The 17,308-nt window shown below is 70.7% G+C and carries 15 protein-coding genes; 3 read left to right on the forward strand and 12 right to left on the reverse strand.

The window, feature by feature from the left end; all coding sequences use genetic code 11:
• From ACHUEU_RS06480 to ACHUEU_RS06505, 6 genes are all read right to left on the reverse strand, one after another.
• Positions 1-378, reverse strand: a 378-nt coding sequence (locus tag ACHUEU_RS06480) for a hypothetical protein (protein WP_394215088.1), incomplete at its 3' end; no start/stop codon positions are given.
• Between the two features lie 304 nt (positions 379-682).
• Positions 683-2,320: a phosphoglucomutase (alpha-D-glucose-1,6-bisphosphate-dependent) gene (gene pgm, locus ACHUEU_RS06485; RefSeq protein WP_394215163.1), complete on the reverse strand. Its 1,638-nt coding sequence runs from the start codon at positions 2,318-2,320 to the stop codon at positions 683-685.
• Between the two features lie 110 nt (positions 2,321-2,430).
• Positions 2,431-3,234 (reverse strand): hypothetical protein, encoded by an 804-nt coding sequence (locus ACHUEU_RS06490; protein WP_394215089.1) that lies wholly within the window; start codon positions 3,232-3,234, stop codon positions 2,431-2,433.
• Positions 3,235-3,327: 93 nt separating this feature from the next.
• Positions 3,328-4,344, reverse strand: coding sequence for an inorganic phosphate transporter (locus ACHUEU_RS06495; protein WP_394215090.1), 1,017 nt, complete (start codon positions 4,342-4,344; stop codon positions 3,328-3,330).
• Positions 4,345-4,980, reverse strand: coding sequence for a DUF47 domain-containing protein (locus ACHUEU_RS06500; protein ID WP_394215091.1), 636 nt, complete (start codon positions 4,978-4,980; stop codon positions 4,345-4,347).
• A gap of 246 nt (positions 4,981-5,226) precedes the next feature.
• Complete coding sequence (locus tag ACHUEU_RS06505) at positions 5,227-5,853, reverse strand: hypothetical protein (protein ID WP_394215092.1); 627 nt, start codon at positions 5,851-5,853, stop codon at positions 5,227-5,229.
• Positions 5,854-5,902: 49 nt separating this feature from the next.
• Here ACHUEU_RS06505 and ACHUEU_RS06510 point away from each other — a divergent pair, with 49 nt between their 5' ends.
• A complete protein-coding gene (locus tag ACHUEU_RS06510) occupies positions 5,903-6,559 on the forward strand; it encodes a PH domain-containing protein (RefSeq protein WP_394215093.1) in 657 nt (218 codons plus the stop codon).
• 3 nt (positions 6,560-6,562) lie between these two features.
• Here the strand turns inward: ACHUEU_RS06510 and ACHUEU_RS06515 are convergent, their stop codons facing one another.
• A complete protein-coding gene (locus tag ACHUEU_RS06515; protein WP_394215094.1) occupies positions 6,563-7,252 on the reverse strand; it encodes a hypothetical protein in 690 nt (229 codons plus the stop codon).
• Between the two features lie 185 nt (positions 7,253-7,437).
• Between ACHUEU_RS06515 and ACHUEU_RS06520 the strand changes: the two genes are divergently transcribed.
• The gene (locus ACHUEU_RS06520; protein WP_394215095.1) at positions 7,438-8,622 is read left to right on the forward strand and encodes an ROK family protein; all 1,185 of its coding nucleotides are present in this window, start codon (positions 7,438-7,440) and stop codon (positions 8,620-8,622) included.
• A gap of 70 nt (positions 8,623-8,692) precedes the next feature.
• Here the strand turns inward: ACHUEU_RS06520 and ACHUEU_RS06525 are convergent, their stop codons facing one another.
• From ACHUEU_RS06525 to ACHUEU_RS06540, 4 genes are read right to left on the reverse strand one after another with little or no spacing between them, the layout of a single operon-like run.
• Positions 8,693-10,102 carry an ABC transporter substrate-binding protein gene (locus tag ACHUEU_RS06525; RefSeq protein WP_394215096.1) on the reverse strand — a complete coding sequence of 470 codons (1,410 nt, stop codon included), beginning with the start codon at positions 10,100-10,102 and terminating at the stop codon, positions 8,693-8,695.
• A 10-nt stretch (positions 10,103-10,112) separates the two neighbouring features.
• Positions 10,113-11,072, reverse strand: coding sequence for a carbohydrate ABC transporter permease (locus ACHUEU_RS06530; RefSeq protein WP_394215097.1), 960 nt, complete (start codon positions 11,070-11,072; stop codon positions 10,113-10,115).
• Positions 11,073-11,085: 13 nt separating this feature from the next.
• Positions 11,086-12,000 carry a carbohydrate ABC transporter permease gene (locus ACHUEU_RS06535; RefSeq protein ID WP_394215098.1) on the reverse strand — a complete coding sequence of 305 codons (915 nt, stop codon included), beginning with the start codon at positions 11,998-12,000 and terminating at the stop codon, positions 11,086-11,088.
• 42 nt (positions 12,001-12,042) lie between these two features.
• Positions 12,043-14,277, reverse strand: a complete 2,235-nt coding sequence (locus ACHUEU_RS06540) for an alpha-galactosidase (protein ID WP_394215164.1) — start codon at positions 14,275-14,277, stop codon at positions 12,043-12,045.
• 191 nt (positions 14,278-14,468) lie between these two features.
• On the opposite strand from ACHUEU_RS06540, the gene ACHUEU_RS06545 reads away from it, so the two are divergent.
• Positions 14,469-15,680, forward strand: a complete 1,212-nt coding sequence (locus tag ACHUEU_RS06545; RefSeq protein WP_394215099.1) for a pyridoxal phosphate-dependent aminotransferase — start codon at positions 14,469-14,471, stop codon at positions 15,678-15,680.
• 37 nt (positions 15,681-15,717) lie between these two features.
• Here the strand turns inward: ACHUEU_RS06545 and ACHUEU_RS06550 are convergent, their stop codons facing one another.
• Positions 15,718-17,184 (reverse strand): FAD-dependent oxidoreductase, encoded by a 1,467-nt coding sequence (locus ACHUEU_RS06550; protein WP_394215100.1) that lies wholly within the window; start codon positions 17,182-17,184, stop codon positions 15,718-15,720.
• Positions 17,185-17,308 lie beyond the last annotated feature (124 nt).

Below are 17,308 nucleotides of genomic sequence, written 5' to 3' on the forward strand. Positions count from 1 at the left end.
CTCGGTCGCGGGGTCGTCGGTGGGCTGCTCCGGGTTCTCCGTGGGCGAGCTGCTCTCGTCGTCGCCGTCGTCCTCGTCCTCGCCCCCGTCGTCGCAGTTCTGGGCGGGGTCCGTCTGCAGCAAGCGGGGCACGGGGTCGGTATCGCAGGCGTCCTGTGGCGGAGCCTCGTCGCCGTCATCGGCGGATTCAGCGTTCTCGAAGTCGGTGGACGAGGTCCCGCTCGCCGCCCCGTCGCCGCGGTGGGCATCGTCCGGGGTGGACTGCGAGGACGACACGGCATCGCTGTCGGGGACCTCGGCAAGGGCGGGCGCGGCCAGGAAGGGGGCCGCGACGACGATGGCTGCTGAGTATGTGCACAGGCGCGCGCGCAGGCGCATAGGCGTGGTCCCCCCTCTCCTTCTCGCGAGCTCGACGGCTGCGGTCGGTGGTGTCTCCGGTGGGCCCGACGAAGCACAATACCCTACGGAAACTTTACTTTCGACCCCATGCTTCCCCCGGGGGATCCGACCGCGCAAGGGCGCTGTGCATGGCGCCACGCGGACGTGACAGACGTTATGGTGACCCCGATTTGACCGAAGCTTTACCAGCGACCCGTGCACATGGTGATCTTCGCGTCCCGTCGCCGGGTATGCGGACGCCGGATCCCGGTTCGCAGGATCCGGCGTCCGGGTGGCCGCGGGGTCAGTCGGCGAGGACCTCGTCCACGAGGGCTTTCGCGGCGTCCTGCACCTGTCCCAGGTGCTCCTCGCCCTGGAAGGACTCGGCGTAGATCTTAAAGATGTCCTCGGTGCCGGAGGGCCGGGCGGCGAACCAGGCCGACTCCGTGGACACCTTCAGGCCGCCGATGGCGCCCCCGGCAGGCGCCTCGGTGATCGCCGAGGTGATCGGTTCCCCGGCCAGCTGCGTCGCGCTGACCTGCTCGGCGCTGAGCGCCTTCAGCTTCGCCTTCTGCTCACGGTTGGCGGGGGCATCCATGCGGGCATAGGCGCTGGTGCCGAACTCCTCGACCAGCTCGGCATGCAGCGTGCTGGGGGAGCGGCCGGTGACTGCGAGAATCTCCGAGGCCAGCAGCGCGAGGATGATGCCGTCCTTGTCCGTGGTCCACACCGAGCCGTCGCGGCGCAGGAAGGAGGCGCCGGCGCTCTCCTCGCCGCCGAAGCCGACGGAGGAGTCGATCAGTCCGGGCACGAACCACTTGAAGCCCACCGGCACCTCGTACAGCTCCCGGCCGAGCGAGCTGACGACCCGGTCGATCAGGCTGGAGGAGACGAGCGTCTTGCCCACCTTGGCCGTCGCGGGCCAGTGGGGCCGGTGGGCGAACAGGTAGCGGATCGCGGTGGCGAGGTAATGGTTGGGATTCATCAGCCCGGCGTCGGGGGTGACGATCCCGTGGCGGTCCGCGTCCGCGTCGTTGCCGGTGGCGATGTCGTACTCGTCGCGCTTCTCGAGCAGCGAGGCCATCGCCCACGGGCTCGAGCAGTCCATGCGGATCTTGCCGTCGCGATCCAGGGTCATGAAGGACCATCGGGGGTCCACCTCGGGGTTGACCACGGTGAGGTCGAGGTCGTGCATCTCCCCGATCTCCGCCCAGTAGTCGACCGCCGCGCCGCCCAGCGGATCCGCGCCGATGCGCACCCCGGCCCGGCGGATCGCCTCGACGTCGATGACGCTGGGGAGGTCCTGCACATAGGTGTGGAGGTAGTCGTAGCGCTCGGCGTCCTGCAGCGCCTTCTGCCGGCCGTGGCGGCGCACGCCGCGCAGGCCAGCGGCGAGCAGCTCGTTCGCGCGGTCGGCGATCCAGGAGGTCGCGTCCGTGTCCGCCGGGCCGCCGTGGGGCGGGTTGTACTTGAAGCCGCCGTCACGGGGAGGGTTGTGGCTCGGGGTGACCACGATGCCGTCGGCCCGCCCGGGGCTGGTCGCCGACCGGCCCCGGTTGTGGGTCAGGATCGCGTGGGAGATCGCCGGGGTGGGGGTGAAGCCGTCCCGGGAATCCACCTGGGCGGCGACATCGTTGGCGGCCAGCACCTCGAGCGCCGTGTCGAAGGCGGGACGGGAGAGGGCGTGGGTGTCGCGGCCGATGAACAGCGGCCCTCTGATCCCCTGCGCCGCGCGGTACTCGACGATCGCCTGCGTGGTCGCGGCGATGTGATCCTCGTTGAAGGCCACATCGAGGGAGGAGCCGCGATGCCCCGAGGTGCCGAAGGCGACGGCCTGGTCGGGGTCCGCGGGGTCCGGATGGTTGTCGTGGTACGCGTCGAGGAGCGCGTCGACGTCGACGAGGTCCTCCTCCAGCGCTTTCTGGCCTGCACGGGGGTGCATCATCACCACTCCATCCTCGAGGGTCGGGGTCCTGCCCCACACTCTAGGTCAGGGTCGGACCTCGAGGCGGGGCTGCGCCTGCCTGCTGAGACGACGGGCGCAGGCGCGCCTCAGGGCCGGCGCGAGCGCACCAGCAGCACGATCCCGACGATCGTGAGGACCAGTCCGATCAGACCGGCGACGAGGCCGATGATCGGGCCGATCAGCAGTGGCGCCGCCATCCCCAGCAGGCTGTACGGGCCGAGATAGGCGGGAGCGTCGGTGCCGGTGCAGGAGATCGTCACCGTGGTGTCCTCGAGGACGGCGACCCCGATCTTCTGCTCGTACCGGGAACCGTCCCCGAAGGTGACCGAGGAGGTGCTGGGCACCACGCTCACCACGCCGGGTTCGGACCCCTCGGCGCTGCACTCGGCGCCGGCGGCATCCTCCTGGGGCACGTACACGATGAGCATCTCGTTCGCAGAGACGTCGACCTCGCCGCTCGCCCCGTCGATCACCGTCGGCCCGGACGCGGCGTCCCCGGTGAGGGAGCCCACGGACCACACGATGCCGCCGATGGTCGCGGTGGGACCGATCACGAGCAGCAGCACCAGACCGATGATCAGCGGCAGCAGTCCGCGCCGGCGGTGAGGGGCGGGGCCGGGGGCACCGGAGGCGGGCAGCGGTCCCGTCTGCGGCCCGTACGACGTCGCACCGCCGCCGGCGGGTGCGTCATATCCGTGATGTGCACCGGGGACGGGGTCCGACGGAGCGCCGTAGGGCGGGCCGCCGTACGACGAGGCCCCATAGGACGAGTCCCCGTAGGACGAGTCCCCGAAGGACGGTGCGGCGTCGGGAGCGGGGGAGGTCGGCCCCGGCAGTCCGTAGCTGGGACGCCGGCGCGGGGCGGGCGTCGGGGACTCACCGTCGGACATCAGGACTCCTTCGCGATTCGGATCCCCTCAGCGTAGTGGCCGTTCCTCCGAGGATCCCGGGCAGCAGCGTCGGGTCCTCGCGCGCCGCCGCGCTCAGGACGTGGTGAACTCCAGCGCGATCCCGATCAGGGCGGCGCCGACGAGGGCCGACGCCAGCGGCGTGGCCAGCCAGGTCAGCACGATGTTCCGCGCCACCCGCCAGCGCACGTTGCGCAGGCCCTCGGCGGCGCCCGCCCCGACCACGCTGGAGGCGAGGGCATGGGAGGTGGAGATGGGCGAGCTGACCCCGAACAGGCTCAGCGACATGGTCGTCGCTGCGGAGATCTCCGCCGCGAGCCCCGGGGCGACCGTCAGATCGGTGAGACGACGCCCCAGGGTGCGGATGATCCGATGGCCTCCCCCCAGCGTGCCGGCACCCACCGCGACCGCGATCGCGACCATGATCCCCACCATCCCCATCGGCGTGGAGCCGGTCGCCGTGGCCGCGACCACGACCACCGCCAACGGCAGCCGGGAGTCGTTGATCCCGTGCCCGGTGGCGACCGCCCCGGCGGAGAGGGTCTGGGCGAAGCGGAGATGACCGCGCTGCAGCCGCTCGTGCCGCCCCAGGCGGAGCAGACCGTGCATCAGGGCGAAGGCGAGCCCCGCCGACAGCACCGGACCCACCAGGGAGACGATGAGGACGGCCCCGAGCTGCCCCCAGGCCGCGGTCGCGCCGATCACGAGGGTGACGCCGAGGGTGGCCCCGAAGAAGGCGTGCCAGGTGGAGGCCGGCATCCCCAGCCGCCAGGTCAGCAGGTCCCAGACGATGGTCGCGAGCATGATCGCGAGCAGCGCCAGACCGAGCCGGTCGGGACTGCCGGCGGTCGCCTCGGTGAGGGGGATCATCCCCAGCAGGCGCACCGCCCACTCCGCCGTGACCACGAGCAGGGCCATCCCCAGCAGCGCCCCGAGCAGATTCAGCAGCGCGGCCATGACCAGCGCCGTCGACTCCCGCAGGGTCCGGGTGGCGATCGTGGTGGAGACGGCGTTGGAGGCGTCGTGGAAGCCGTTCATGTAGGCCATCGCCAGTGCCGTGAGGACGACCAGCGTCAGCAGGGTCGGGGCCACTCAGGAGTCCTTGACCCGCAGCAGATCGGCGATCCGCGCGCTGCGCTCCTGCAGGGTGATGGTCTGGCGGATCGATTCGGCGACATCGTGCTGGGGCAGCAGCTCCTGTGCCGAGCCGCCGCGCGTGTAGAGCTCGCCGAGGGCGCGGCGCACCAGCCGGTCGCCCTGCCGCTTGAGCTTGCGGACCTGCTCGTAGTGGTCGCCCAGGTCCCGCACCCGTGAGAGCTGCCAGGTGACCGCGACGGTGAGCTCCGCCGCCCGCTCGACGCCCTCGGCGGCCTCCAGCAGCGCAGTGGGCAGGGCGCCGATCTGGGAGATGACCAGCAGCTCGGCCGTGTGCTCCATGGAGTCCAGGGTGTCGGAGAGGGTCAGGGCGAAGTCGTAGAGCAGCTCCGCCTCGTAGGGCGTGATCAGGGAGTGGGCGAGCCGCTGGGCGATGCGACGGCACAGCTCCTCGGCGACGGTCGACTGCTCGTGCAGCCGGGGCGCGAGGCGGGTGCGCTCGCGCATGCCGTGGCCGAGCAGCTTCGAGTGGGTGCCGGCCGACTGGACCAGCAGCTCGGCGAGCTCCGCGAAGAGGTCGTACAGGGGACGCTCGCTGCGCTGGGGGAAGAGTCGGTCGAGGAACTGCGCCATCACGGGCCCCCTCCCCGCGCCGCCGGGCGCCTCACGCCGCTGGTGCCGGTGCGGCGAGGGCGGACTGGATGCTGGGGCGCCGGACCGGGATGCGCCTGTCGGCGCGAAGGCCGCTCGAAGCGGCAAATGTTGGAGCCCGGGGCAACCGCGGCCCGACGCGCTCCCATCGTAGGGTACGACGGGGCGGTGGACGCAAGCCGGGACCGCGACGTCATGGCACGGACCTCACCGCGGCCGCTGCGGGCCTCAGTCCAGCTGCCCCGCCTCCGCCTGGCGTCCGGCAGCGGTCAGGTCCTCACCGGTGCTGAGCAGACGCTCGGCCTGCAGGGTGCGGTCGTCGTCGGCGTCCTCGTCGGCCAGGTGCGCGGTGCCGTGCGCCACGATCATGGCCACCGCACCGGCGCGCCGCAGCGCCAGGCCGAGATCCCCGGTGAACGCCCCGCGCAGGATCTCGTCCATGGAGCGGTGGACCTGGTCGACGTCCGGCGGCTCCGCGAAGCCGGAGAGGTAGCGCAGCCCGGGCACGGTGCGCGACCCCGCCCGATAGCGGCGCGCCATGTCATCGCCGCTGGTCTGCGACCAGGTGTGCAGCACGTACAACCGCCACAGCGCACCCGGCAGGGAGGTGGCGGGGGCTCCGGACCACAGGGCCGCGAGGTCCGTCAGCCCGTCCTCGGCGGCGAGGGCGACGACCCGCTCGACCACCTCGGCATCCGAGCTGTGGAAGACCCCGTCGAGCAGGGCGCGGGCGGAATCGTGCGCGAGGTCGGACGAGGTGGCGGGATCCGGCTCGCCCGGGATGGCCTCGGCGACCGAGGCGTACAGCGGGGCGGGACGGCGGAAGCGGGGAGCGGACGAGTCGTGCGAGGACATGCTCCGCACACTACGCGCCGTCCCTGGACCGCCGCACTACGCTGGGCTCATGACGATCCCCCGGCAGATCGGCCCCGAGACCGGGCCCCGCACGGCCCTGCCCGACTACCGCCGCAGCAGTGCCACGGTCGAGCGCATGGTCTCCGAGCTGCGGGGCGTCCCTGGACCGAAGGGCGGATCGACCGGCACGGTGCGGGCCCTGTTCCCCGCTGCCCCCACCCGGGACACGGCGCTGCGCGCGGCGGTCTCCGCGGTGCTGCTCGGCGGTGCCGTGATCGCCGGCATCGTGATGGTGCTGCTGCCGGCCGCGCTCGAGGAAGGGCGCTCGCCGGGGGTCGGGCTGCTGATGCTGCTGCTCGCCCTGGGCGCGCTCGCGGTGATCCTGCTGCTGCTCGGCCTCCGCTTCGGCGTCGTCGCACTGGGCACCGTCCGCTCCCGGGTCGAGATCTCGGAGGACGGGCTGCAGGTGGTCGGGGCCCTCGGCTCCCGGCGGGTCGAGTGGCGGGACATCGTCGCGGTCGAGTCCCGTGCGGTGCATCTGGTGCACTGGCTCACCGCGGCGCTGCGGCTGCGCGACGGCTCCCGGGTGGTGATGCCCGCCTTCGACCGGCACGTCTGGACCTACTCCCAGCCCTCCGGCCAGGACATCAGGGCCCTGCGCAGCGAGCTGCGCCGACGGGAGCAGGCTGCGGGTCGCCGCCTCTGAGCGTCAGGCGGTGGCACCGCCCGGAGCGTGGCTGGCTCCGTCCTCCCACAGCACGCGGGCCGCCTCGGTCACGGACTCGGCGTCCACGTCGGTGACGCTCAGCACCCCGTCCTCGTCGAGCGGGAGGTGGCCGGACTTCCAGCTGCCGTCCGCCTCCACATGGAACATCAGCGGGACCGCGTCCTGCGGGACGGCGACGTCCGTGCGGCGCAGCGAGACGGTGCGCTCGTTGCCGCCCTCGAGGAAGGCCAGGACGATGTCGGCGACCGAGGCGGGCACCTGCTCCGGACCGGGCAGCGCGGTGACCACGAAGGAGTCCAGCTCGTCCTGCGTGAGCATGATGATGGCCTCGTGGGCCTTGATGATGAAGGCCATGCGCATCGCCTCACCCTCGGCCAGGGCGATGCCCAGCCAGCGGTCAGCGGCGGTCAGCGTGGTCGCGATGACCTGGCCTTCCTCGCCGAGCAGCCACTGTCCGTCCCCTGAGCGCTCCACCTTCCCGCGGGCGCGGAGCCCGGAGGTGACGGCCGCGGTGACGAACTCGTGCGCCTCCTCGGGGGCGCTGCGCAGCCCGATCTGCTCGCGGGTGATCCGTCCGTTCTCCGTGTCGCGCAGGCCGAGCATGAAGTCGATCTCGTACGCGGTGTAGATCGTGACCTGCTCATCGTCCGCAGCGGCGCTGGATTCGCTCATGTGTCCCCCTGGAGGCGTGGTCCGGCCGGCGGGCACGCCGACCGGAGGATGCGTCACCGGAAGCATGTCAGAAACCGGCCGGCCGCTCCACCTGTGGGCTGGAGAGCCGATCGTCGATGCGCCTGAGCACCGGCTCACCGGCCCCGCTGTGACCGCCGGACGTCGCCCGTCGATAAGCTCGCGGGATGCAACGGGACCAGGATGTCAACGCAGGTCGGGAACTCGACGCGGACCAGGAGAGCAGGACGTGGGAGCTCGGTGGTGGCAGCGCGCGTGCGGTCTACCGCGACCTGCTGCGCTTCGGCCCGCGTTCCCGCCGCGATCTCACCGTGCGGCTGAGCCTCTCCGCCCCCACCGTCACCCGCGTCACCCGGGACCTGCTCGAGGCCGGTCAGCTCCGCACCTTGGAGACGGTCGCCCGGCCCAAGGGCCGCCCGCAGGAGCCGCTCGACATCGAGGAGAATCGTGGCCCGCGCTTCATCGGGGTCAAGGTCACCGCCGACGGCGTTCACGCCGTGGCCACCACCGTGCGGGGCAATGTCCTCGAGGAGCTGGCGCTGCCGCTGACGGAGACGTCACCGGGGATTGTCGAGGAGGTCATCGTCGAGCTGGTGCAGGCACTGCTCGAGGCACATCCGCGCGTGGCGCGCATCGGGGTGAGCCTCGGCGGCCCCGTGGCGCACCGGCGCGTGGTGATCTCCTCCTACCTGCTGGGCTGGGAGCGGGAGCATGATCTCGCCACCGCGCTCGAAGCCCGCCTCCAGCTGCCGGTCGTGGTGGAGAACGACCTGGTCGCGATGGTGAACGGTCTGCACTGGTTCGGCATGGGCCGGTCCTACAGCTCTTTCGCCGTGCTCACCGTCGGAGCCGGCGTCGGCATCGCCACCGTGATCGATGACGGCCTGGTGACCGGGCAGAGCCACGTGGCGGGGCTCACCGGGCTCCTCCCGATCGGTCGCCGAGGAGATGGCACCCCGCTGCCGATCCGGGAGGTGGCGAGCACCAGCTCGATCCTGCGCAGGGCCCGCGCCGCCGAGGTGATCACCGCGGAGCAGGGCATGGAGGAACTGAGACGGAAGCTCGCGGCCGAGGATCCCGAGGTGCTCGTGATCGCCCGAGAGCTGGCCCACGCCCTCGCCGCCGCGGCGGCCGGACTGGCGGCTGTTGTGGATCCCGAGGTGATCGTGCTCGGTGGTGAGAACGTCGACCTGGTGCGCGCCGCGGGGTCCGCGTTCGAGGACGCTCTGCGGGCCGCGATCGCCACGTCTCAGCAGGGCCTGGTCGTGCGGGTGCTGAGCGGGGACTTCGAGGAATGGGCGCGAGGATCCGCCGTCATCGCGATCCAGGAGTTCGTCGGCCCCGTCCTCTAGGGCGGGGCCGACGACTGCTCAGGAGACGACGCCTGTGGCGACGCCTGTGGCGATGGTCAGTCGACCATGGTCAGTCGAACAGAGCGTTGACCCGTTCGTTGTACGAGGCGAAGTCCGCCCCGTCGATCTGCCGCAACCAGCACCGGTCGAAGGCGGTCTGCATGATCGTCGTGATCGAGGCGGAGTTCTCCACCAGCGGGTACAGTCCTGTCTCCCCGCGCTCGACCCGGTTGGTGAACGGGGTGACATCCAGCCCGTCGTCCGCGTATGCGGCGATGGCCGCCTCGGTGCCCACGTCGGTGGACGGGAAGAACGGGGCGCGCTCGCCGATGATCTGCTGCGCCTCGTCGGAGACGAGGAAGGCGATCAGACGGGCCGCCTCCTCCTTGTGCCGCGACTGCGCGGAGATCGAGTCCCCGAGACCGTTGAACATCGAGATCGGGGTTCCCACCGGTCCGGCCGGCAGCGGAGCGATGCCCAGCTCCACTCCCTCCAGGTTGTTGTAGGTCGTGATCATCCACGACCCCGCCAGCGCGAGGGCCGCCTTGCCGGACTGCACCTGGGTCTGGGGGGGAGAGGAGTCCCCGAACGTGCCGAACGGCGGGAAGAAGCCCTTGTCCACCAATCCGAAGTACCAGTCCATGGTGGCGGCGAAGCGCTCGTCGTCATAGTTGAACTGCGTGCCCCAGGTCTCCGCATCGGTGAAGTACCACCCGGTCGAGAGCGCGAACGGCGACCAGGCGGTCTGTCCCGTGTAGTCGATCCCGGCATCAGCGGCCATGCCGTAGCGCGCCACGTTCGTGGGATCGAAACCCTCCTCGTCGCCGTGGACACCGTTCGCGTCGACGCTGAGGCGCGCGAGCATCTTCTCGAAGCTGCCGCCGTCCTCGGGATTCCAGTCCAGGTCCCCGAGGTCCTCGGGGGTCAGGCCCTCCTCGGCGAGCATCGCCTTGTCGTACAGCACCGCGATGGTGTCGTAGTCCTTGGGGATCCCGTAGCGGGTGCCGTCCTGACCGGTCCACAGCGTCTGCAGGCCCTCCTGGAAGTGATCGGCCGGGATCGCGTCGAGCGGGGCCAGGCCGTCCAGCGGTGCGATCACCCCGAGCGTCACGAACTCCGGGTAACGGGCGAGATGGTTCGCGAACGCATCGGGCCCGGCCTCGGCCACGAAGCTCGCCGTCAGCTTCGTCCAGTAGTCGCCCCAGCCCAGCTGGGTGACCCGCACGAAGACATCGGGGTTCTGCTCCATGAACAGATCGATCGCCGCGGAGTAGGCGGGCAGCTGATTCGCATCCCAGAGCCAGTAGTCGAGTTCGGTGGCGCCAGGCGGGGCTGCCACCCCGCCGCATGAGCTCACGGCGCCGGCGCCGATCGTGCCGGCGGCGAGAGCTGCCGAACCCTGCAGCAGACGACGACGGGTCAGGGCGCTGCCGATCCCCGTGGGCGAACCGGTGCGGGCATGGTGATTTCGGGAGTTCATCTGGGGCACCTCACTTGATCCCGGTGAAACCGATGGAGTTGACGATCTTCTTCGCGAACAGGGCGAAGAGGATCAGCATGGGGGCGGCTGCGACCAGGGTCGCGGCCATCAGCCCCGACCAGTCCGGGCCGGTGCCGGGTGACTGGGCGCGGAAGACGCCCAGCGCCACCGTGAGCACTCGGGATTGGTCGGTGTAGGAGACCATCAGCGACCAGAAGTACTCGTTCCACGCGGTCATGTAGGTCAGCAGAGCGAGGGTGGCCAACGGCGCGCTGGACATCGGCAGGATGAGGGTGAAGAACACCCGCACCTTGCTCGCGCCGTCGATCAGAGCGGCCTCCTCGATCTCGCGGGGGACGTTGTTGAAGAACTGTCGCAGGAAGAAGATCGCGAAGCTGGAGATGAACAGCGTGGGCAGCATGATCCCGAGCAGGGTGTCCACCAGGCCCAGGTTCTTGATCAGGATGAAGTTCGGCAGCAGGGTGAAGATCTGCGGGATCATCAGCGAGCCCAGGAAGATCAGGAACACCAGCTCCCGGCCACGCCACCGCAGCCGGGAGAAGGCGTAGGCGGCCATCGCGCAGGAGAAGGTCTGCACGATGGTGACCGCGGTCGCGACGATCACCGTGTTCAGCAGGTAGCGCCAGAAGTTGATCGAAGCGCCGCTGCCACCCTGGGAGATCGCCGTCTCCACGTCCTGCAGCCCGAAGACGCGCTCGAAGCCGCCGAAGTTCAGACCCACGGGCAGCAGACTGGAGGGATCGGTGGCCAGAGCGTTGTTGCTGGACAGCGCGGTGCGCAGCATCCAGTAGAAGGGGAACAGAGTGATCAGCAGGAAGATCACCATCGCGGCCCAGGCCGCGATCTTCCCCCAGGGGATCTGTTTCCGAGAGCGCCGGGGCGTGGGCTGATCCGAGGTGCCGGGCGGGCGCGGGGCGAGGTCGGCGACGGTGCGTGATGTCGTGGTCATCGTAGTACTCCGTTCAGTCCAGGTCCGACTTGCCGGCATTGCTCATCCAGTACTGGGTGAAGGTGACGATCATGAGGATCACCAGCAGCGCAACGGACAGTGCCGAGGCGTAGCCGAACTCGTACTCGGCGAAGGCGTTCTGGTAGATGTACATCTGCAGCACGCGGGAGGCGTCAGCCGGACCACCCTGGGTCGTCACCGAGACGGTGTCGAAGACCTGGAACGAGCCGATGATCGTCATGATCAGCACGAGCGCGAGGATGGGCCGCAGCAGCGGGATGGTGATCCGCCGGAACATGGTGATCTCTCCGGCGCCGTCGGTGCGGGCGGCCTCGTAGAGGTTCGAAGGGATGGACTGCAGGCCCGCGAACAGCAGCAGCGCCGTGTAGCCCATGTGACGCCAGACGTTGACCAGTGCGATCGTGGGGATCACCCAGGTCTCGCTGGCCCAGAACGCGACCGGGTCGAAGCCGATCCACTGCAGGAAGATGTTGAAGATGCCGAGCTGGGTGTCCAGGATCCACAGGAACACGATCGCGGCGACCACGTTGGAGACCAGATACGGCGCGAGCACCAGCGAGCGCAGGATCGTGGACTGGGTCAGGCGCTGCATGAGCACCGCGATCACCAGCGCCACGGCGGTCTGCACCGCGATATTGATGGCGACGTATACCAAGGTCACCCGCAGCGCGGTCCAGAAGGTCGGATCGGCCAGCAGCTCCTGGTAGTTGGCCAGCCCCACCCACTGCGGCGGGGTGAGGGTCGTGTACTCGGTGAACGAGTAGTAGATGCCGGTCAGCAGCGGCCACACGAGGAACACCAGCAGGCCGACGGTCGCGGGCGCGATGAACATCAGCGCGAGCTTCGTGTCGTCCTTCCGGCGGCGCCTGGTGGGAGCCGACCGCGTCGACGTCGTCGCGGTGGACATGGCTTCCTTCTTTCTGTGGGGGATGGGTCGGGTCAGTACGGATCAGCGCGCGGGCGCGGGCTCGCGGACGAGGGAGAGGAGCATTCCCTGCTCGGGATCGAACAGCGGGGCGGCGAGCCCGGAGCGGACCAGCACGGCACCGGGCAGGACCAGGCCGTCCTCGTCGAGGGCACGCTGCATCCACGGCGGCGGGAACAGGTTCGAGGGGCGCTCGCCGATCAGCAGCGGACGCAGACGGTAGGTCGCGGCAGGGTCGAGCCCGGGCAGGCGCAGGCGCGCGTCCAGCGAGGTCGCGGAGCGGCCCACGGCGGTCAGCGAGAACAGGGCCTCGTCCCGCTCCGGGGAGACCACGCCCTGGATCCACAGCGGGCTCTCGCCCCGGTCGGCCCGCACCAGGTCCCCGCGGAAGAGCAGCTCACGGCGCTCCCGGTAGAGCGCGATCCAGGCCCGCAGCTCGGCGAGCTCCTCCCTGCTCGCCTCGGCGAGGTCCCATTCGATGCCCAGGTGCCCGAACAGTGCCGAGTGCGCCCGGAAGGAGAGGGTGTGCAGGCGACCGGTGGTGTGGGAGCGGCCGGAGGCGATATGGCTGCCCATCAGCTCCAGCGGGATCAGCTGCGAGGTCCAGCGGTTCATCTGCGCTCGCTCCAGCGGATCGATGCAGTCCGAGACCCACACCCGGTCGGTGTGCTCGAGGACGGCGAGGTCCACCCGCGCCCCTCCCGACGAGCAGGATTCGATCTCCAGGCCCGGGTGGGCGGTCTTCAGCTCGTCCATCAACCGGTAGGCGGCCAGGGTCTGCTCATGCACCGCCGCGCGGCCGGTGTCGCGGGTCGCGGCCTCCAGCAGGTCGCGGTTGTGGTCCCACTTCAGGTACGCGATGTCGTACTCGTCCAGCAGGGCCATCATCTGGTCGCGCACGTGGGCGTAGGCCTCCGGGAGCGCCAGGTTCAGCACCTGCTGATGGCGGGACTCGAGCGGCAGCGTCGCGGGAGACGGGCCCAGGACCCACTCGGGATGCGCCCTGGCGACCTCGGAGTCCTCATTGACCATCTCCGGCTCGAACCACAGCCCGAACTCCATGCCGCGCCCGGTGACGTGAGCGATCAGCGGGTCCAGGCCGTCCGGCCAGACCTCGTCCGAGACCACCCAGTCCCCGAGCCCGGAGAAGTCGTCGCGGCGGGAGCCGAACCAGCCGTCGTCCAGCACGTACCGCTCCACCCCGAGATCGGCGGCCCGGTCGGCGAGGGCGGTGAGGCGGGCGAGGTCGTGGTCGAAGTAGACCGCCTCCCACACGTTCAGGGTGACCGGCCGCTGACGGTCCACATGGTGCTCACGGGAGCGCAGGTGACGGTGGAAGCGGGAGGCCACGGCATCCAGTCCCTCCCCGTAGGAGGCGTACAGCCACGGCCCCTCGTACTGCTCCGCGGATTCCAGGCGCACCTCGCCGGGCAGCAGCAGCTCGCCCCCGCCCAGCACCCTGCGCCCGGTGTTGATCTGCTCGGCGAGGTGGCGGTGGTTGCCGGAGAAGGCGGTGTGCACCCCCCACACCTCGCCGCCCCGGAAGCCGAAGCCGGCCCGCCCGGCGTGGAGCACGTGCGCGGCGTCCGCACCGGTGCGGCCGCGGCGGTTCTCGCGCAGGTGGGTGCCGACGGTGAAGGCGCGGCGCTGCGGGGTGCGCTCCTTCGTCCAGCGTCCGGCGAAGTCCAGCAGCTCGTCGGCGTCCGCCGGGACCGGCAGGGCCAGGGTCAGCTCATCGAGCGAGTAGGCGGAGGCACCGGTGTTGGTGAGGGTGGCGCGCAGGCGCAGCAGTCCGGTGGGCAGCAGCTGGACCTCGAGGCCGACGTCCAGGCCCTGCTCCTCGTCGGCCAGTGCGAAGCGCACCGTCGCGGCGCCGGTCTCCGCGTGCGCCGTGGTCAGCGGGTGTCCGTCGAGCTCGATGCCGTCGGTCACCAGGCGCGGCACCCAGCCGGAGCCATCGGGTCGTGAGCCGCTGAGGCCGGGACGGCCGATCCAGCCGTCGGACTGCTGGGGGAGGAGCCCGATCCGCACCGGCACGTCGACCGCGTTCTGCGGGACGGGATCGACGGTGGCCTCGCACACGGCATCCAGGCCGGCGGCGCCGAGCTCACCGAGCTCCGCGCCCCAGTGGGCGACCGCCGGGATCCGCCCGTCGGTGACGTCCAGGACCACGGAGACCCCCGCGGCGCGGAGGTGCAGGCGCTGGGTCCTGCCGGGGCGCGGGGCGGTGACGGTGGTGTCGACGGGGATCCGACGCATGGACATCGAGGGCCTCCAGGGCTGCTGCGCGTTGACGTTCAGGGGAGGGCGGCGGCACCCTCGCATTACTAAAAGTATGAAAGTAAGTGCGTCCCTGTCAAGTGCCATCTCGCCGTGGCGCGCTCGGCTGCGGGTCCGAATCCGTCCCCAGTACCCTGTCGCTGAACCCCGACCAGGCCAGGAGCCCCAGAATGATCTTCACCCAGTCCTCGAAGCTGCGCGACGTGTGCTATGAGATCCGAGGACCGGTGCCCGCGGAGGCCGCCCGGATGGAGGCCGAGGGGCACACGATCATCAAGCTCAACATCGGCAACCCCGCGCCCTTCGGCTTCGAGGCGCCCGACGAGCTCCTGGTCGACATGATCCGCACCCTGCCCACGGCGCAGGGCTACTCGGACTCCAAGGGCATCGTCTCGGCGCGCCGGGCGGTCGCGCAGTACTACCAGACCAAGGGCATGCCGGGGATGGAGCTCGACGACATCTACCTCGGCAATGGCGTCTCGGAGCTGATCCAGATGACCTGTCAGACGCTCGTGGATGACGGGGACGAGGTGCTCGTGCCCGCGCCCGACTACCCCCTGTGGACCGCCTCGGTCGCGCTCGCCGGCGGACGCGCGGTGCACTACCGCTGCGTTGAGGAGCAGCAGTGGTGGCCCGACGTCTCCGACATCGCGGACCAGGTCACCGAGCGGACCAAGGCGATCGTGGTGATCAACCCCAACAACCCCACCGGGGCGGTGTACCCCGAGCATGTGCTGCGCGAGATCGTCGAGGTGGCCCGGAAGCACGGGCTGATGATCCTGGCCGACGAGATCTACGACAAGATCCTCTACGACGACGCGGTCCACACCCACATCGCCAAGCTCGCGCCGGATCTGCTGACCATCACCTTCAACGGCTTGTCGAAGGCCTACCGGGTGGCCGGGTTCCGGGCCGGGTGGATGGCGCTGTACGGACCGAAGGACGACGCCGAGAGCTTCATCGAGGGTCTGGACGTGCTCTCCAACATGCGGCTGTGCCCCAACGTGCCCGCTCAGCACATCGTGGCCACCGCCCTGGGCGGGAAGCAGTCGATCGACCAGCTCATCCTGCCCGGCGGCCGGCTGCGGGAACAGCGGGACGTGGCCTTCGAGGGGCTGACCTCGATCCCGGGGATCAGCGTCCAGAAGGCGCAGGGCGCGCTGTACATGTTCCCGAGGATCGATCGGGAGATGTACCGCATCGACACCGACGAGCAGTTCGCCTACGACCTGCTGCGGGCCCACAAGCTGCTGATCACCCAGGGCACCGGCTTCAACCTCGCCACCCACGACCACTTCCGGCTGGTCACCCTGCCGTCGGTCGAGGTGCTGACCGACGCGATCGACCGGATCGGCGACTTCCTCGCCACCATCCGCCGCTGAGCCGGCGCGCGCCGGCCGAGGTGCGGGAGGCGGGGCCTCAGGCGGGGGAGGGCTGGTGCACCGCGTCCCGGGAGACGCGGACCATCTCCTCGCGCTCGACGACCTTGATGCGGGTGCGGGGCTCGCCGTCGGCGTCGAGCGCGGCGGCGCCGAGGGCCTTCTCGTGCTCGTCCAGCGCCATCCAGCCGTCCCAGGTCGTGTACGGCACCTCGCGGTCCTCCAGCAGGCGCAGGATCGCATCGCCGTCACGCTCGAGTGCGGAGGCCAGGGCGCCGGACTCGATGTCCTCGACCAGGCTGGCGATGGTCTCGAGGGCGTCGGACTTGGTCGCGCCGATCAGGCCCACCGGACCGCGCTTGATCCAGCCGTTGGCGTACAGGCCGGGGAGCACGGCGCCGTCGGGCCCGGTGACGCGGCCGGCCGCGTTGGTGATCACGCCGCGGCGGGCGTCGTAGGGGACGTCCGGCAGCTCGGAGCCGTGGTACCCGACGGCGCGGTAGACGGCGCCGAGGGCGTAGTCGACCATCTCGCCGGTGCCCTCGACGTTGCCCTCGGCATCCAGCCGGGTGCGCTCGAAGCGCATGCCGGTGACCTGCCCGTCCTCGCCGAGGACCTCGACGGGACGATGCCAGAAGTGCATGTGGAGGCGGCGGCGCACCGGGCCGCCCGCACGGTCCGTCGGCTCCTCGCCGGCGGCCTCGCGACGCTGCTGCTCCTCGAGCCAGCCCGTGAAGATCTGCACCACCTGGTCGGTGCGCTTGTCGGCCCGGATGGCCTCCCACTCGGCCTCGGTGATCTGCTCCAGGTCGCGCGGGTCCATCACGACCTGCAGGCCCTGGGGGTGGGCGAGCTCGCGGGCCTCGAGCGGCGAGAACTTGGTCTGGGCGGGGCCGCGGCGGCCGAAGACGTGCACATCGGTGGTCGCGGCGGCCTGCAGGCCCGCGTACACATTGGCGGGGATCTCGGTGCGCAGCAGCTCGTCGGCGCCCTTGGACAGCACCCGTGCCACGTCGAGCGCGACGTTGCCGTTGCCGATCACGCCGACCTGCTCGGCGTCCAGCTCCCAGCTGCGGGGGTAGTCCGGGTTGCCGTCGTACCAGGCCACGAAGTCGGCGGCGCCGTGGGAGCCGGCGAGCTCGATGCCGGGGATCGTCAGCTCCGCATCCTTCAGCGCGCCGGTGGCGAAGATGACCGCGTCGTAGTGGCGGCGCAGGTCCTCGAGGGTGAGGTCGGTGCCGAACTCGACGTCACCGAGGAAGCGGATGTCCCCGCGACCCAGGATGCGGTGCAGCGCGGTGATGATCCCCTTGATGCGCGGGTGGTCGGGGGCGACGCCGTAGCGGATCAGGCCGAAGGGGGCCGGCAGGCGGTCGAACAGATCGATGGAGACCTCGAGCTCCCCGTTCTTCACCTGCTTGTTGCGCAGCAGGGTATCGGCGGCGTACACGCCGGCGGGGCCGGAGCCGATCACGGCCAGGCGGAAGGGCTGCTGGGAGGAGGACATCTCACCTCGGTCTCGTGGCGCGTCGCGCCGGGTCGGATGCGGGTCGGGGCGGCTGCGGTCCACGCGCCGCGCTCCGCTCTGCACGGATTTCCGCACCACTCTATATGCGAAATTCGGCATGGCC

The organism is Brachybacterium vulturis, from assembly GCF_043641765.1.
Taxonomy (GTDB): domain Bacteria; phylum Actinomycetota; class Actinomycetes; order Actinomycetales; family Dermabacteraceae; genus Brachybacterium; species Brachybacterium vulturis_A.

What these genes read in the sequence shown, in the direction of transcription:
- pgm (WP_394215163.1), bottom strand. Translation starts at nt 2,320, where the DNA reads ATGCACCCCCGTGCAGGCCAGAAAGCGCTGGAGGAGGACCTCGTCGAC.
- ACHUEU_RS06490 (WP_394215089.1), bottom strand. Translation starts at nt 3,234, where the DNA reads ATGTCCGACGGTGAGTCCCCGACGCCCGCCCCGCGCCGGCGTCCCAGC.
- ACHUEU_RS06500 (WP_394215091.1), bottom strand. Translation starts at nt 4,980, where the DNA reads ATGGCGCAGTTCCTCGACCGACTCTTCCCCCAGCGCAGCGAGCGTCCC.
- ACHUEU_RS06505 (WP_394215092.1), bottom strand. Translation starts at nt 5,853, where the DNA reads ATGTCCTCGCACGACTCGTCCGCTCCCCGCTTCCGCCGTCCCGCCCCG.
- ACHUEU_RS06510 (WP_394215093.1), top strand. Translation starts at nt 5,903, where the DNA reads ATGACGATCCCCCGGCAGATCGGCCCCGAGACCGGGCCCCGCACGGCC.
- ACHUEU_RS06515 (WP_394215094.1), bottom strand. Translation starts at nt 7,252, where the DNA reads ATGAGCGAATCCAGCGCCGCTGCGGACGATGAGCAGGTCACGATCTAC.
- ACHUEU_RS06520 (WP_394215095.1), top strand. Translation starts at nt 7,438, where the DNA reads ATGCAACGGGACCAGGATGTCAACGCAGGTCGGGAACTCGACGCGGAC.
- ACHUEU_RS06525 (WP_394215096.1), bottom strand. Translation starts at nt 10,102, where the DNA reads ATGAACTCCCGAAATCACCATGCCCGCACCGGTTCGCCCACGGGGATC.
- ACHUEU_RS06530 (WP_394215097.1), bottom strand. Translation starts at nt 11,072, where the DNA reads ATGACCACGACATCACGCACCGTCGCCGACCTCGCCCCGCGCCCGCCC.
- ACHUEU_RS06535 (WP_394215098.1), bottom strand. Translation starts at nt 12,000, where the DNA reads ATGTCCACCGCGACGACGTCGACGCGGTCGGCTCCCACCAGGCGCCGC.
- ACHUEU_RS06540 (WP_394215164.1), bottom strand. Translation starts at nt 14,277, where the DNA reads ATGCGTCGGATCCCCGTCGACACCACCGTCACCGCCCCGCGCCCCGGC.
- ACHUEU_RS06545 (WP_394215099.1), top strand. Translation starts at nt 14,469, where the DNA reads ATGATCTTCACCCAGTCCTCGAAGCTGCGCGACGTGTGCTATGAGATC.
- ACHUEU_RS06550 (WP_394215100.1), bottom strand. Translation starts at nt 17,184, where the DNA reads ATGTCCTCCTCCCAGCAGCCCTTCCGCCTGGCCGTGATCGGCTCCGGC.